Raw genomic sequence first — 14,268 nt, 5'->3', positions numbered from 1 at the left:
CCTACCTCCCTTACCGGGACCGTTCCAAAGGAGTGTTCTATGTCGGCACATAGCCTCACGCAAGCCGAGCCGCGTCGCTGGGCGATGTTTATCATTCTGCTGGTCGGAGCCTTTTTGCCGCCGCTCGATTTTTTTATCGTTAACGTGGCGCTGCCTGCTATTCAGAGCAACCTGGGCACCTCTTCCTCGGCTGAACAGCTGGTCATTTCCTCCTATGCGGCCGTATATGCGGTAACGCTCATTACCGGCGGCCGCCTGGGCGATATTTACGGTCGAGGAAAGATGTTTTTCCTGGGGTTTATCGGTTTTGCCGCCGCATCGCTGCTGTGCGGCTTAGCCTGGTCGCCGTGGGTGCTGATTACCGGACGCATATTGCAGGGCGCGACAGCCGCCATTATGGCGCCCCAGGCGCTGGCGTCCGTGCAGGCCATTTTCCCGGAGGCGGAGAAGCCCTTAGCGCTGAGTATTTATGGCGCCGTCTTTGGTCTGGCCTCCGTAATCGGACAGGTGTTGGGCGGCATCCTGATTTCAGCGGACCTGTTTCACCTGGGGTGGCGAGCAATTTTCCTCGTTAACCTGCCGGTGGCGCTGCTGGTCATGCTTTTTGGCCTGCCGTTGCTTAAAGAAACGCGGGCGCCATCGGCACAGCGGCTCGACCCCGTCGGTATGCTGCTGGCAACCCTGACGCTGAGCGCGCTGATTGTGCCGTTGATTGAAGGCCGTGAGGCGGGATGGCCCTGGTGGACCTGGCTGTTATTCATTGCTTTCCCGCTGCTGGCTGCGTGGTTATGGCGTTATGAACGGCGCCTTAGCCAGAATGGCGGTTCGCCGCTGCTTGATCCCGCCGTGTTACGCGCGCCTGGTCTGGGCCAGGGACTGGCGATCGTGCTGCTGTTTTACTCTATCGGCGCGTTCTTTCTGCTGTTTTCTGTTTATCTGCAGGGCGCGCTGCACTTAAACGCCCTGACCGCGGGTACGCTTTTTCTGCCCTTTGGCCTCGGCTTTCTGATTGGTCCATTACTGACGCCGTACCTGAGGCGTTTTGTCGGGAATTACCTTAGCGCCATCGGGATGGGATTCGAGACCTCAGGATTAGCGGGCCTGGCATGGTTGATCGCCCATACGCTGACGGGCACGCCTCCTGCCATGCTGCCGCTCGCGCTACTCCTTTTTGCCACCGGTCTGGGCCAGGGGCTGGCGATGCCAACGCTGGTGCGGATGGTGACAGGTCAGGTTGCGCCAGCGTTTTCAGGTATGATTGCCGGCGTAACCAGCTCGGCGCTACAGATCAGCACGGCGCTGAGCGTCGCCGTGATCGGCGGCATTTTTTACAGCCTATTGGGCACCAGCAATAGCGGAGCGGATATCGCCCATGCCTTTATCGTCGCTCTTCTGGCAATGGCCGTCTGCCTCGCGACGGGCGCAGGGCTGAGTATCCGGCTAATTCGACGCGCCTCTGCGCCCTCTGCCGCCCGGCCCCGCTTTCGCCTCAAGTAAGAGAATAAGCGTTAGCTGGCTGAGCGAATTCCCGTTTGATTCGCCAGCCAGCAGAGGGGGTGTCATCGGTCTACCTGAGCTTTTCCACCCACTCTATGCAAAACTCCAGATAGGCGCGCACCAGCGCGGAAGGATGTTTATGGCGGACGTAGACAAGATGTAGCGGAAGCTTCTGCGTGGCTATACCAGGTAAAAGCTGCACCAGTTCCCCCTTCTCCAGCCAGGGTCTGGCTGAAAAATCCAGCAGCTGAGCAATGCCCTTGCCGCTCAGCGCGTAATGCATTAAGCCCTGTGAATTATTAGTAGAGAATACCGGCTCATATTTCACTTTTTCGCTACCAGATTCCCATTCAAAAAAGCCATGACTCAGGCTCTCCCAGGCGGCAACTGGCAGACGGGCCATTTCAGCCAGCGTTTTGGGGGTACCGTAACGTGCTAATAATTCGGGACTGGCGACAAACAACGTTTCCATGGTCATCAGTGGTTTTGCAATGACATCATCCGTATTCAGGTTGCCCATTCTGAGCGCGACGTCGACGCCATCCTCAAACAAGTCCACCAACCTTTCGCTGGCGTGACAAAATACGGTGATATCAGGATAACGCTGCTGGAATTCGATGATGAGATCCCACCATAGCGTGAAATCAGGCGGGACGGAGAGACGCAGTTTGCCCTGAAGCCTGTGGACCGAGGTTACGCACTTTTGCGCATCTTCCAGCAGCTCAACGCCCAGTCGGGCCTGTTCAAAGAACTGTTGCCCTTTATACGTGGGTTTAACCCCCTGCCGTGAACGCTCCAGCAGCTGCACCTTTAATGCCTGCTCAAGCTCATTGATTTTTCGACTTAGCGTGGAGATGGGCACGCCTGTTCTTTCGCTCGCCGCAGAGAAGCTGCCAGCACTCACCACCGCAATAAACAATTTCGTCGCGTTAAAATCCATATTTACTTTCCATATATGGAAAACAAGTATCTATTTTTGGCGATTCCATTCCACTTTTCCAGACGTAAAATTTTGCCTGTGTGATTTTTCCAGGATTAGCACTTTTAAGGAGACACCCTATGTCTGCATTAATGCTTTTTAAAGATGTGGTGCGTGAGCGCCATTCTGTCCGCCATTTTCTTCCTCATCCGGTTCCGGAAGAGATTCTCCGCTCGGTGTTAGAGGATGCGCAGCGCTCACCTTCTAACTGCAATACTCAGCCCTGGCAAACGCATATTGTCTCAGGCTCAAAACGGGATGCGCTGAGCAACGCCATTCTCGCGGCGGATGACGCAGGAGAGTTAACGCCAGACTTCAGTTTTGACACCCGTGATTTTCATGGCGTCTACCATGAACGATCTAAAGCGCAGGGGGCGGCTTATTATCAGGCTATTGGCGTTAAACGTGAGGACTTCAATCAGCGTCGCGATGCCTCGCGTCGAAACCTCGAATTCTTTGGCGCACCCCATGTAGCGCTGCTTTTTATGCCGGAAGTAGGCGATAACGTTCGTGTCGCTGGCGACATAGGCATGTATGCGCAGACGCTTCTGCTCTCTCTTACTGCTCACGGTTTAGGCGGCATTCCGCAGACCATGCTGGGCTTTTATGCTGAAACCATCCGTAAAGAGCTGGGCATCGATCCGTCGCTGAAGTTACTGTTCGGTATCTCGCTGGGCTATCCGGACAGAGATCATCCTGCAAATCAGTACAGAATTAATAAAGCGCCTCTCGGCGAAAGCGTCACTTTTCATCGGTGAGTGAGGCGTTTGATAAGCTTTACAGAGTGGATTTCTGTATGGAGAGACAGGACTGAGGTGTAGCTATAAGCGAATGTCCGCTTTGGGCGAAAAGCGGACGTCAAAACGGTGAGAAGTGTGAAGACTCTATTAACGTATTTACTTATTCACACATTGATTCTCACCTGACATATCATCTCAGCAATCATTGTCAACCCTGAATATGGTAGTGGTGCATCCTGTCTTTATCGCGTTAGTCTATCTACCTGAAAAATATCACAAACAAGAAGCTCTGTATGGAAATTATTTTAATGCGTCATGGAAAGCCTGCTTTTACAGGATCTGCGAAAGTAACCAGCCGTGAAATGTCCAACTGGATTGCAGAATATGATCTTTCTGATACAGGAGAAGATTTACCGCCTGAGTCCAGTAAATCTTTAGCATTCAGCGCATCGCGAATCATAAGTAGTCCTCTTCCCAGAGCACTTTCTTCTCTGAAAGCATTAGGGCATGAACCGGACGTGATTGATGAGGCTTTCAGGGAAGCAGGTCTGCCGGTATTTCACATGCCCGGTTTCAGGTTATCCCCCACCGTGTGGGCTGCTTTTTTCCGCGTCATGTGGTTATGCGGCATATCCCGTAATGTGGAACGCGTGGGAGTAGCAAAGAAACGCGCTATTCAGGCTGCGGATATTCTTCTGGCGTTTGCAAAAGCATCCGACGGCCCTGTGCTTCTTATGGGACACGAAGTGATGAATCGGCTAATTGCAAGAGAGCTGAGGTCGCTGGGTTTCAAAGAATATTGTTCTCAGGGGAGTGGTTACTGGAACGCGAGTATCTACAGGCTTCAGTAAGTAAATATATTGAGTGCATATCCGGCGTCTCCAGACATTGAAAGATTGATCACAGCAATTAACTCTGGGTCGCGCTCCTCAACCTCTCACTTCCCTGCTCCCTGCTGCCTCAAATGATTAATCCACTATACTGACCAATGCACTTCTGATTTCTCTACAAGGCTGCTCAGGGTTAATAGCCTGACGCCAGCCACCCTATAAGCATCTGGAGAACAACATGCAAAAGAATAAAACCCTGAAATCACTGCTGACCGCATCGGCAGTAGTCGCAATGTTTAGCACGGCTGGCGTGTATGCCCAGACGCCAACCAGCCCCGCGCAGAACGGCGCCGCAGGCCAGACCGCATCAGGCGGCAAGCTCAGCGCTGGCGACGAAAAAGCGCTGAAGGATATGGCGCAGGCCAATATCAATGAAGTCGCCGCCGCCAAAATTGCGCTGAGCAAAGCGCAAAGTAGCGAAGTGAAAGCCTACGCGCAGAAGATGGTCGACGATCACGGTGCTGCCTTGACCAAAGTCCAGACGGTCGCCGAGCAAAAAGGCGTGACGCTGCCGACGGAGCCGGACGCCAAACACAAAACCATGGCAGCGAAACTGGAAAAAGAGAGCGGCGCCGCCTTTGACAAGATGTATATGACCAATGCCGGCACCATGGACCACAAGATGGTGCTGTCAAAACTGCAGAGTGACGCCAAAAAGATTAAGAATCCCGATGTGAAGACCCTGGCTGACGCGCACACGCCGGTGGTAGAAGAGCATCTGAAGGCCGCCCAGCAGATGACGCAGGCAGGCAAGTAAACAGCTTGCTCGGTAGTAACAATGTCCTGTGACCCGGGTCGAAAGGGTTGCAGGAAAACAGATCGCGAGTATCAGCGTTGAGGAAGCGGGACGGCCCCTCTATTAAGGTGCCGATTGATGTTTGCCTGTATGCCCTCGTAAGCTGACACTCACTCCTGGTGTTGATCGCCAGTACGCGCCCACAGCGGCCTTTGCAGGCTTGATAACGCAAAGAAGACGAAGCACCGCGTCTGACACAGAACAGACATCCTTCACCTCGTATGCAACCTTCCCCTCTTATCCGCTCCTCTGCAGGTTGCTGTTCCCCTTTTTCCTCAAGGCAACGCATTCCGATAAGCGGTTGACTTACGCCGTGATAACCAGAGAATGATGCTCTCCGGATAGTTAGCGATATGAAAGGGAGTTTACCATTAGTTATTCCACCGTCTCCTTCTGCGCGGCGCGCAAAAAACTGCTAATCGCCGTCGCGCTGCTGCTGGCTGGCTGCGCCTCCGAGCCGCCCAAATCGCTGGTCACGCCCTTTCCCGCCGCGCAACCGCAGCCGCAAAAAACCACGCCGGCAGCCGCGCAGCAGCCGGTACGTGGCGTCTGGCTGGCCACCGTTTCTCGTCTCGACTGGCCGCCGGTCAATTCGGTCAACGTCAGCAGCGCGACGCAGCGCATTCAGCTACAGCAGCAGGCGCTGACGGCCAAACTCGACAGGCTGAAAAGCCTCGGCATCAACACGGTCTTTTTTCAGGTCAAACCGGACGGCACCGCGCTCTGGCGCTCCGATATTCTACCCTGGTCCGATATGCTGACCGGCACTATCGGCGCCGATCCCGGCTACGATCCGCTGATGTTTATGCTGGATGAGGCGCACAAGCGCGGCATGAAAGTGCACGCCTGGTTCAATCCCTACCGGGTGGCCGTTAATACTAAACCCGCCACCCTCGCGGCGCTTAACCGCACCCTGTCGCTGCATCCCGCCAGCGTCTACGTGCTGCACCGCGACTGGATCCGCACCGCAGGCGATCGGCTGGTGCTGGATCCCGGCATCCCGGACGCGCGTGACTGGATCACCAGCATCGTAGCGGAAGTGGTCAGACGCTATCCCGTCGACGGCGTGCAGTTCGACGATTATTTTTATGCGGAAACGGCGGACTCGCCGCTAAACGATGCGCAGACCTGGCGTACATACGGCCAGGGATTCGCCTCGAAAGCGGACTGGCGGCGGCACAACACCCAGCTGCTGATTGAGCAGGTGTCGCGCACCATCAAGCAGATTAAACCGCAGGTCGAATTCGGCGTCAGTCCGGCGGGCGTCTGGCGTAATCTGTCGCACGATGCGGCGGGCTCTGACACGCGCGGCGCGGCCGCCTACGACGAAGCCTTTGCCGATACCCGACGCTGGGTGCAGCAGGGGCTGCTGGACTATATCGCGCCGCAGCTCTACTGGCCCTTCGCGCGACAGGCGGCGCGCTACGACGTGCTGGCGCACTGGTGGGCGCAGGTGGTGAAGCCGACCCATACGCGCCTTTATATCGGCGTCGCGCTCTATAAAGTCGGCGAGCCGTCGCGTACCGAGCCGGACTGGACGGTAGAAGGCGGCGTGCCGGAGCTGAAGAAGCAGCTCGATCTGAACGAAAGCACGCCGGGCATCGACGGCACCATTCTGTTCCGGGAAAACTACCTTAATCAGCCGCAGACGCAGCCCGCCGTTCGCTATCTGCAGCAGCGCTGGGGCGGCTGATTTATCCCCAGCTAAGGATACGCTTTACTTTATCCTTTAGTGGGTATATTTTCTGGTTTACCCCCAGGCGGGGATAGCTGCATCCCCGCCTTTTATCAGGAGCGGCGATGATATACAGCCCCAAACAGCTGGCCCAGCTGATCCGGCTTGAACGGCAGAAGCGCGGCTGGACGCAGAGCGATCTGGCGCGCCGGGTCGGCATCAAGCAGGCCACGGTGTCGAACTTTGAAAACAATCCTGACAAAACCACGCTGACGACGCTGTTTAAGATCCTGCAGTCGCTGGAGCAGGAGCTGGTAATTCAGGGCAAATCAGCGCAGAACGGCAAGGAGCTTGACTGGTAATGGATCGGCTTATCGCCTGGATGAACGGCGAGCGCGTTGGCACCCTGACGCGACAAAAAAACGGCGCGCATCTTTTTCAGTATGAGCCGAGCTGGCTGAGCAATCCGCTGGCGCGGCCGCTGTCGCTCTCGCTGCCGCTGCAGTACCCCGCTATCGCCTCGGTCAGCGTGATTAACTTTTTCGACAACCTGCTGCCGGACAATCCGCGCGTCAGGGAGCGCATCCTCAACCGCTATCGGGCGAAATCGATGCAGCCGTTTGATCTGCTGCGGGAAGTGGGCCGCGACAGCGTCGGCGCGGTGATGCTGCTGCCCGAAGAGGCCGCCGCGCCCGATCTTGCGGTGCGTTATGAAACGCTCGACGCTGCGCGGCTGGAAAAAATCCTCTCGGCCTACCAGAGCGATATTCCGCTGGGCATGATCCCGGAAGAGCGCGACTTCCGCATCTCCGTGGCGGGCGCGCAGGAGAAAACCGCGCTGCTGCATACCACCGACGGCTGGGCGATCCCCCACGGCCCGACGCCGACCTCGCATATCATTAAGCTGCCGATCGGCGAAATTAAACAGCCCTTCGCCACCCTCGATATGCGCGACAGCGTGGAAAATGAGTATGTCTGCCTGTCGCTGGCGCGCGAGCTGGGCTTCCGCGTGCCCGACGCCAGCATTATCACGGCAGGCAGACTGCGCGCGCTGGCGGTCAGACGATTCGATCGCCGCTGGAGCGCCGACGGCACCCGGCTGCTGCGTCTGCCGCAGGAGGATATCTGCCAGAGCCTCGGCCTGGCCTCCGCAACCAAATATGAGTCTGACGGCGGCCCAGGCATCGCGGCGATTATGTCGCTGCTGATGGGATCCAGCAATGCGCTTGAGGATCGCGACGAGTTTATGAAGTTTCAGGTGTTCCAGTGGCTGATCGGTGCCACAGATGGACATGCGAAAAACTTTTCCCTCTATATCGAGCGCGGCGGCAGCTACCGGCTGACGCCTTTCTACGACATTCTTTCCGCTTATCCGGTGCTGGGCGGCGCGGGTCTCAATATCCGCGAGCTGAAGCTGGCGATGGGGCTGACCGCATCGAAAGGCAAAAAAAGCGAAATCGATAAAATCTTTCCGCGCCATTTCCTCGCCACGGCAGAAAGCGTGCGCTTCTCCAGGGAACGGATGGCGCAGATCCTCGCCTTTTTCGCCGAGGCGCTGCCCGCCGCCGTGGCGCGCGTCAGGGCGCAACTGCCTGCGGCTATTCCGCCGGCGATCGCCGACGCCATTTTTGACAACGCGCTGAAAATGGCGGCGCGCCTGACGAAATAAGCGGCATTTGTCAGGCGGCGGCCTGCTCCGCGCCCAGCAGCGCCAGCACCCGGCTGCGCAGCGCCACCAGCGCCGGATCGTCGCGGCGGCGCGGATAGGCCTGCTCGACTTCGATCACGTCCAGCACCCGCGCCGGACGCGAGCTAAAGACCACCACGCGATTCGCCATCACCAGCGCCTCCTCCACATCGTGCGTCACCATCAGCGTGGTGAAGTTCTGCTCCTGCCAGAGATCGACAATCTCCTGCTGCATACGCAGGCGCGTCAGCGAGTCGAGCTTGCCGAGCGGCTCGTCGAGGATCAGCAGGCGCGGATGGTTGACCAGCGCCCGCGCCAGCGCGGCGCGCTGCGCCATGCCGCCGGAGAGCTGATGCGGCCAGGCACGCGCGAACTCTTGCAGCCCGACGCGACGCAGCATAGCGTCGATGCGGGTCTGCGCCGCCTGTTTGCTCTCGCCGCGGATCTGCAGCCCCAGCCCGACGTTGTCGTACACCGTACGCCACGGATAGAGCGTCGGATCCTGAAACACCACCACGCGCGACGGATGCGGCGCGGTGATGGCGCGCCCCTCTTCCGCCAGCACGCCGCTGACGGGCTGCTCAAGCCCGGCCAGCAGGCGCAGCAGCGTCGATTTGCCGCAGCCGGACGGCCCGAGCAGCGCCACAAATTCCCCGGGCCGCACCTGCAGGCTGATATTTTCCAGCACCGGCAAATCGCTGCCTTCCAGCGTAAAATGGTGGCTGACATTTTCAATATCGATATTTACGCCTGCCGCTTGCGTCGTCATAACATATTCTCCGAAGTCCGCTTAATAGCTCATAAATAGCACGCGCCTCGCGAATGAAATATGCCGATAGCGGTAATAGGTTTGCCCGATTTTCATAATGAAATATCGCATGAGCACATGCGGGATTGTTATTTGGTGACGTCTGGCGCATGCGTTAGTTTCCAGGTAATTCACTAAAAGGGACAGGCGCTATGGCATTACATTCACTCTCGCTGAGCCGACGCACCGTACTGCGCGGCCTCGCCACGCTGGGTGCGGGAATCGGCTTAAGTCCGGTATTCACCGGTTCCGTGCTGGCGGAGGATCCGCCGCTGAAAACCATCAAACTCGCCTGGGGACAAACCGCGGTCTGCCAGTCGCCCATCTCGGTGGCGCTGAAGCAGGGATTCTTTAAAAAATATGGCCTCAACGTCGAGCCGGTAAACTTCAGCGGCCCGACCGACGCGCTGCTGCAGGCAATCGCCACCGGTCAGGCGGATGGCGGCATCGGCATGGCGCTGCGCTGGCTCAAGCCGCTGGAGCAGGGATTCGACGTCGATCTCACCGTCGGCACCCACGGCGGCTGCATGCGTCTGCTGACGCCGGAAAACAGCAACATCCGCAGCGTAAAAGATCTGGTGGGCAAATCGGTGGCGGTGACCGACCAGGCGAGCCCAATCCGCAACTTCTTTGCGATTCAGCTGGCGAAACAGGGCATCGATCCCGATAAAGCGGTGAACTGGCTGCAGTATCCCGCCGATCTCTTCGGCGAGGCGCTGCGTAAAGGCGAAGTGCAGGCGCTGGCAACCGACGATCCGCAGGGCTGGCTGCTCAAGCAGCAGCACGGACTGGTAGAAGTAGACAACAACCTGAACGGCGAATATGCCCATCTTACCTGCTGCGTGCTGGGACTGCGCGGCTCGCTGGTGCGCGACGATCCCAAAACCGCGCAGGCGATCACCCAGGCGATCGTCGACGCGCAGCAGTGGACCGCCGACCATCCGGACGAGACGGCGAAGATCTTTCAGCCATTCGTGCCCGGCTCGGTGCCGGTTGAGTCCATCGCCGCGATGCTGAAAGAGCATACCCACAGCCACCACTCCACCGGGGCGCAGCTGCGCGGCGAAGTGGCGACCTACGTCAACGAGCTGAAAAAAATCAACGTGATCCGCCCGGACACCGACGCGCAGCAGTTTGCCGATCACTATGTGCCCGATCTGCTGCCGGATAACGGCCAGCATCACCATATGAAGATGAGTTAGGGAGAGCAGCATGGCCACAGATATTCTGACGTTGCGCCGCCGCGCCGAGTCGCGGCGCCTCGAACCGGCGCTGTGGGGCGCGCTGCTTGCGTGGTGGGCGCTGGTGGCGCTGATGGTCGCGCTGCCGGATAAGCCGCAGGGCTTCGCGGCGCCGCGCTTCGTCAACGAGACGCATGAACTGTTTATCGCGCTGGCGACGCTGCTCAGCGCGCTGGTGCTCGGCTCCAGCGCCGCGCCCACGCTGAAGGCCTGGCAGCCGCTGAAGCGCAGCGGCCGCTGGCTGATTGCGCTGGCGCTGCTGATTGGCCTGTGGGAATACGTCACCGCCAAGCTGGCGCTGCTGCCCGCGCCCTTCTTCGCCCCGCCGCGCGCGCTGATCGAGGCCTACGCCACCGACTGGCCGCGCCTGCTCGACAGCGTGCTCAACTCGCTGCGCCTGCTGGCGTTCGGCTTTCTCTACGGCAGCGTTGTCGGCTTCGTCACCGGCGTCGCCATCGGCTGGTCGCGCGGGCTGGGCTACTGGGTGCATCCGATCCTGCGCTTTCTCGGCCCGGTGCCTTCGACGGCGCTGCTGCCCTTGTCGCTCTACTTTTTCCCCTCCAGCTTCGCCGCCGCCGTGTTCCTGATTGCGCTGGCGACCTGGTTCCCGGTCACGGTGCTCACCTGGTCGGGCGTCGCCAGCGTCGATAGCCGCTATTACGACGTGGCGCGCACCTTGGGCGCGAAGTCACTGTTTCTGGTGCTGCGCGTCGCAGTTCCCGCCTCGCTGCCGCATCTGTTCGTCGGGCTGTTTATGGGGTTAGGCGCCTCTTTTTCGGTGCTGGTGGCAGCGGAAATGATGGGCGTCAAATCGGGTCTGGGCTGGTATTTGCAGTGGGCGCAGGGCTGGGCGGCCTACGCCAATATGTATGCCGCGCTGATCGTGATGGCGGTGCTTTTCTCATCGCTGATCACCCTGCTGTTTCTGGTTCGCGACCGCACGCTCGCCTGGCAGCGCAACGCGGTGAAATGGTAACGCTTTCTCAAGAGGAGTCGCCTGTGGCTGCATCTATCTATAACTCCGTAATTGAACTGATTGGACAAACGCCGCTGCTGCGCCTGTCGCGCTTTAGCGAGCGCCACGGCGTGCGCGCCGAACTGCTCGGCAAGCTGGAGCTTTTTAACCCTAACCACAGCGTCAAGGATCGCATCGCGCTGGCGATGATTGAACAGGCGGAGCGCGACGGCCTTATCAAGCCGGGTGACATCATCGCCGAAACCACCAGCGGCAACACCGGCATCGGCGTTGCCTCAATCGCGGCGGCTAAAGGCTATCGCTTTCGCGTCTATATCAACGATTTCGTCAGTATCGAGCGCAGCAAGATTATTCAGGCCTACGGCGCAGAGGTAGTGCCCTTTAGCACCGTGCCGGGCTTCGCCGACTACTATGAGGCCAGCGACGGCGACTTTGTCGCCGCCACGCGCTGGCTGGTGGCGCAGGTAGCCGAAGCCGAGCCGGACGTGCATTTTCTTCAGCAGCTACAGAACCCGGCGAACCCGCGCGTGCATGAGCTGACCACCGGCCCGGAAATCTGGCGCGATACCCAGGGCAAACTCGATATTTTCGTCGCCTCGGTAGGCACCGGCGGCACGCTTTCCGGCATCGGGCGCTATCTGAAAGCGCAGGATCCCGCCATTCAGGTGGTCGCCGTGGAACCAGGCATCGGCTCGCAGCCGAGCCCGCAGCATCCGGAACCGCTGGAGATTACCGGCGTCCACGCCTTCAGCGGCCAGCCGCCGGAGCGGATCCCGCCGAATCTGGATCCTCAGGTTTATGACGACGCGATCGCGGTGGAAACCTGGCAGGCGTATCAGGCTGCGCGCCAGTTCGCGCTGGCGGAAGGCATACTGGTCGGGGATTCGTCAGGCGCGGTGCTGTTTGCCGCGCAGCAGCTGGCGGCGCGGCCGGAAAATCAGGGCAAGCGCATCGTTCTGCTGCTGGCCGACGGCGGGGTCAACTACCTCAGCACGCGGCTGTTCAGCCACGAGCACCCCGCGGAAAGCCTGAAAGAGGCGACGGCGGTGCAGACCTCGCAGCAGCTGCTGTAAGAGAGACGAAGGAATAAAACGGCAGCCTCGGGCTGCCGTTTTTTTACGCCAGCACGTTCGCGGTGATGCCTTTGGCGAACAGCAGCGGATCGGTTTCCGGGCGCAGCACGTTGATGGCCTTCAGATCGCGCGCGTAGATATCGATCTCTTTCACAAAGGCGTCCCCTGACGAATAGTGGCCGTGGGTATGGGTTTTCAGCACGCTGGCGATCTCGTCAGGACTGGTATTCAACGCCTTGCTGTTGAAGGCCTGTGCGATGACTTCGGGATGCTGCGCGGCATAGGCGTGGGCCTGCAAAATCGCGTGGGTAATCGCCGCGGCCACTTCAGGGCGATCGCGGATCAGGCTGCCGCGCGTGCCGATCACGCAGCAGCTTAGATTGGCATAGTCGTCGCTGAGGTTGGTGGCGACCTCCCGATAGCCCGGCTGCTGCGTCAGACGCCACATCACCGGGTCGGAGCCGCTCGCCGCCTGAATCTCCCCTTTTTGCAGCACCATCGGCAGTAAGTCCTGCGGAAAAACGCGCCAGTCCACGTCACTATTGGGATCGACGCCGTGCCGCTTGAGCAGCAGCGAGAAAAAGTTTTTATCCGCCCCCGCCATATCGGTGACGCCGATGGTTTTGCCTTTCAGCGCCTGCAGCGAGGTCGGCCCGTCGTCGCGCGTCAGCAGCCGCATACAGCCGCCGTGGGTGCCTGCCGTCAGCTTAACGTCAAAGCCCTGCTCCAGCGCCTTGAGCCAGCGCAGCGCCATGCCGACCGCCGCTTCCGCCTTGCCGGTGGCGATCGACTCCAGCAGCAGCTCGGTGGAGTTGCCGAAGTTAACGAACTCGACCTCCAGGTTGTGCGCTTTAAAGAACTGATGCTGATCCGCCACCACGACCGGCGCCAGACAGATGGCGTTGAGGTTGACCGCCAGACGCACCGGCGTCGGCTGCGCCAGCGCCCATTTGCCCGCGCCGCCCTGCAGCAGATTGTGCGGCATCGACATGCCGGACATGGCGTTATCCGCCCAGAGCGACGGCGAAAAGGCGCTGGCGGCAAACGCCGCGGCGGAATAATGCAAAAATTGCCGACGAGATAAAACGCTATTTACTGGCATGCTCTTTCCCCCGAATGAAATAACCTTTCCCGGAAATGAAATATCAAAGAAATAAGACGACAGGGGCAGAGTAATGGGAAACAGAGAGGGCAACCAGCCTGTAAATTATGCCGATTCCGCATGTGGTTATCCGCTTTAATGCTTTTACTTCGCCAGGAGAAAAATAAAGAATCGACAATCCCCCTGAATAACTGAGGCAAGATAATGGCGCTTAGCGAATATCTCCACGAGCTGCTGCCGGTGATTAGCCAGACGCTGGCGAGCAGCGCGGCGGAGGTGGACAGACTCGGCGAATTTCCCACGGCCAATTTCGCGCTGCTGCGCCAGCACGGCCTGCTCAGTTTCGCGCTGCCTGCGTCAGCGGGCGGCGGCGGCGCGGATCTGGCGGCGTGCCGCGCGGCGATCGCCGCGGTGGCGCAGGGCGAACCGTCTACCGCGCTTATCCTGATTATGCAGTACCTGAACGCCCGTCGGCTCGGCGTCGACGCCAGCTGGCCCGCCGACGTGCGCCGGCAGGTGGCGCAGAGCATCGCGCAAGATGGCGCGCTAATTAACGCGCTGCGCGTCGAGCCGGAGCTGGGCACGCCCGCACGCGGCGGCCTGCCCGCCACCACCGCGCGACGCGCCGCCGACGGCTGGCGCATCAGCGGGGAAAAAATTTACTCCACCGGCAGCGTCGGACTGAGCTGGTTTCTGGTCTGGGGCCGCAGCGACTACGCGGATCCGCTGGTCGGCGCCTGGCTGGTGCCCGCTTCTGCGGCCGGCATCCGCATTGAAGCGGAGTGGGATCATCTGGGCATGCGC

At 59.4% G+C, this 14,268-nt stretch carries 14 protein-coding genes; 11 read left to right on the top strand and 3 right to left on the bottom strand.

Features of this window, described 5'->3' with window-relative positions:
• The first annotated feature begins 39 nt into the window (after window positions 1-39).
• Complete coding sequence (locus tag B3229_RS00950) at window positions 40-1,497, top strand: MFS transporter (protein ID WP_286867827.1); 1,458 nt, start codon at window positions 40-42, stop codon at window positions 1,495-1,497.
• 70 nt (window positions 1,498-1,567) lie between these two features.
• Here the strand turns inward: B3229_RS00950 and B3229_RS00945 are convergent, their stop codons facing one another.
• Window positions 1,568-2,437 carry a LysR family transcriptional regulator gene (locus B3229_RS00945; RefSeq protein ID WP_286867826.1) on the bottom strand — a complete coding sequence of 290 codons (870 nt, stop codon included), beginning with the start codon at window positions 2,435-2,437 and terminating at the stop codon, window positions 1,568-1,570.
• A gap of 119 nt (window positions 2,438-2,556) precedes the next feature.
• Here B3229_RS00945 and B3229_RS00940 point away from each other — a divergent pair, with 119 nt between their 5' ends.
• The 6 genes from B3229_RS00940 to B3229_RS00915 all read left to right on the top strand — a co-directional run bounded on the left by B3229_RS00940 (window position 2,557) and on the right by B3229_RS00915 (window position 8,246).
• Entirely contained in the window at window positions 2,557-3,234 is a 678-nt protein-coding gene (locus B3229_RS00940) for a nitroreductase (protein ID WP_286867825.1), read from the top strand.
• 275 nt (window positions 3,235-3,509) lie between these two features.
• Complete coding sequence (locus B3229_RS00935) at window positions 3,510-4,067, top strand: histidine phosphatase family protein (RefSeq protein WP_286867824.1); 558 nt, start codon at window positions 3,510-3,512, stop codon at window positions 4,065-4,067.
• A gap of 217 nt (window positions 4,068-4,284) precedes the next feature.
• Window positions 4,285-4,863: a DUF4142 domain-containing protein gene (locus tag B3229_RS00930; RefSeq protein ID WP_286867822.1), complete on the top strand. Its 579-nt coding sequence runs from the start codon at window positions 4,285-4,287 to the stop codon at window positions 4,861-4,863.
• A gap of 409 nt (window positions 4,864-5,272) precedes the next feature.
• Entirely contained in the window at window positions 5,273-6,595 is a 1,323-nt protein-coding gene (locus B3229_RS00925; protein WP_286868475.1) for a glycoside hydrolase family 10 protein, read from the top strand.
• A gap of 107 nt (window positions 6,596-6,702) precedes the next feature.
• Complete coding sequence (gene hipB, locus B3229_RS00920) at window positions 6,703-6,939, top strand: type II toxin-antitoxin system antitoxin HipB (RefSeq protein WP_033748518.1); 237 nt, start codon at window positions 6,703-6,705, stop codon at window positions 6,937-6,939.
• Window positions 6,939-8,246, top strand: coding sequence for a type II toxin-antitoxin system HipA family toxin (locus tag B3229_RS00915; protein ID WP_286867820.1), 1,308 nt, complete (start codon window positions 6,939-6,941; stop codon window positions 8,244-8,246). Before hipB ends, B3229_RS00915 begins: the two co-directional genes overlap by 1 nt.
• Before the next feature lie 10 nt (window positions 8,247-8,256).
• On the opposite strand, the gene B3229_RS00910 is transcribed toward B3229_RS00915, so the two are convergent.
• Window positions 8,257-9,033 (bottom strand): ABC transporter ATP-binding protein, encoded by a 777-nt coding sequence (locus B3229_RS00910; RefSeq protein WP_286867818.1) that lies wholly within the window; start codon window positions 9,031-9,033, stop codon window positions 8,257-8,259.
• 191 nt (window positions 9,034-9,224) lie between these two features.
• Between B3229_RS00910 and B3229_RS00905 the strand changes: the two genes are divergently transcribed.
• Genes B3229_RS00905 through B3229_RS00895 form a run of 3 tightly spaced genes read left to right on the top strand, consistent with a single transcriptional unit; the run spans window position 9,225 to window position 12,362 of the window.
• Window positions 9,225-10,274 (top strand): ABC transporter substrate-binding protein, encoded by a 1,050-nt coding sequence (locus B3229_RS00905; RefSeq protein WP_082170580.1) that lies wholly within the window; start codon window positions 9,225-9,227, stop codon window positions 10,272-10,274.
• A gap of 10 nt (window positions 10,275-10,284) precedes the next feature.
• Entirely contained in the window at window positions 10,285-11,289 is a 1,005-nt protein-coding gene (locus B3229_RS00900; protein ID WP_048784468.1) for an ABC transporter permease, read from the top strand.
• Between the two features lie 23 nt (window positions 11,290-11,312).
• Entirely contained in the window at window positions 11,313-12,362 is a 1,050-nt protein-coding gene (locus B3229_RS00895; RefSeq protein ID WP_286867813.1) for a PLP-dependent cysteine synthase family protein, read from the top strand.
• Between the two features lie 43 nt (window positions 12,363-12,405).
• Here B3229_RS00895 and B3229_RS00890 read toward each other — a convergent pair whose 3' ends face one another.
• The gene (locus B3229_RS00890; protein ID WP_286867812.1) at window positions 12,406-13,464 is read right to left on the bottom strand and encodes an ABC transporter substrate-binding protein; all 1,059 of its coding nucleotides are present in this window, start codon (window positions 13,462-13,464) and stop codon (window positions 12,406-12,408) included.
• A 204-nt stretch (window positions 13,465-13,668) separates the two neighbouring features.
• Here B3229_RS00890 and B3229_RS00885 point away from each other — a divergent pair.
• Window positions 13,669-14,268: acyl-CoA dehydrogenase family protein (locus B3229_RS00885; protein WP_286867810.1), on the top strand; the 600-nt coding region annotated here is incomplete at its 3' end.

It is taken from the genome of Pantoea sp. UBA5035, from assembly GCF_002415245.1.
Taxonomy (GTDB): Bacteria; Pseudomonadota; Gammaproteobacteria; order Enterobacterales; family Enterobacteriaceae; genus Pantoea; species Pantoea septica.
Note: the sequence above shows the minus strand (reverse complement) of the source record. Positions and strands in the feature narration are given on the sequence as shown.

Coding starts and splice junctions, on each gene's coding strand:
- B3229_RS00950 (WP_286867827.1), top strand. CDS start 40: ATGTCGGCACATAGCCTCACGCAAGCCGAGCCGCGTCGCTGGGCGATG.
- hipB (WP_033748518.1), top strand. CDS start 6,703: ATGATATACAGCCCCAAACAGCTGGCCCAGCTGATCCGGCTTGAACGG.
- B3229_RS00930 (WP_286867822.1), top strand. CDS start 4,285: ATGCAAAAGAATAAAACCCTGAAATCACTGCTGACCGCATCGGCAGTA.
- B3229_RS00940 (WP_286867825.1), top strand. CDS start 2,557: ATGTCTGCATTAATGCTTTTTAAAGATGTGGTGCGTGAGCGCCATTCT.
- B3229_RS00915 (WP_286867820.1), top strand. CDS start 6,939: ATGGATCGGCTTATCGCCTGGATGAACGGCGAGCGCGTTGGCACCCTG.
- B3229_RS00945 (WP_286867826.1), bottom strand. CDS start 2,437: ATGGATTTTAACGCGACGAAATTGTTTATTGCGGTGGTGAGTGCTGGC.
- B3229_RS00935 (WP_286867824.1), top strand. CDS start 3,510: ATGGAAATTATTTTAATGCGTCATGGAAAGCCTGCTTTTACAGGATCT.
- B3229_RS00900 (WP_048784468.1), top strand. CDS start 10,285: ATGGCCACAGATATTCTGACGTTGCGCCGCCGCGCCGAGTCGCGGCGC.
- B3229_RS00905 (WP_082170580.1), top strand. CDS start 9,225: ATGGCATTACATTCACTCTCGCTGAGCCGACGCACCGTACTGCGCGGC.
- B3229_RS00910 (WP_286867818.1), bottom strand. CDS start 9,033: ATGACGACGCAAGCGGCAGGCGTAAATATCGATATTGAAAATGTCAGC.
- B3229_RS00890 (WP_286867812.1), bottom strand. CDS start 13,464: ATGCCAGTAAATAGCGTTTTATCTCGTCGGCAATTTTTGCATTATTCC.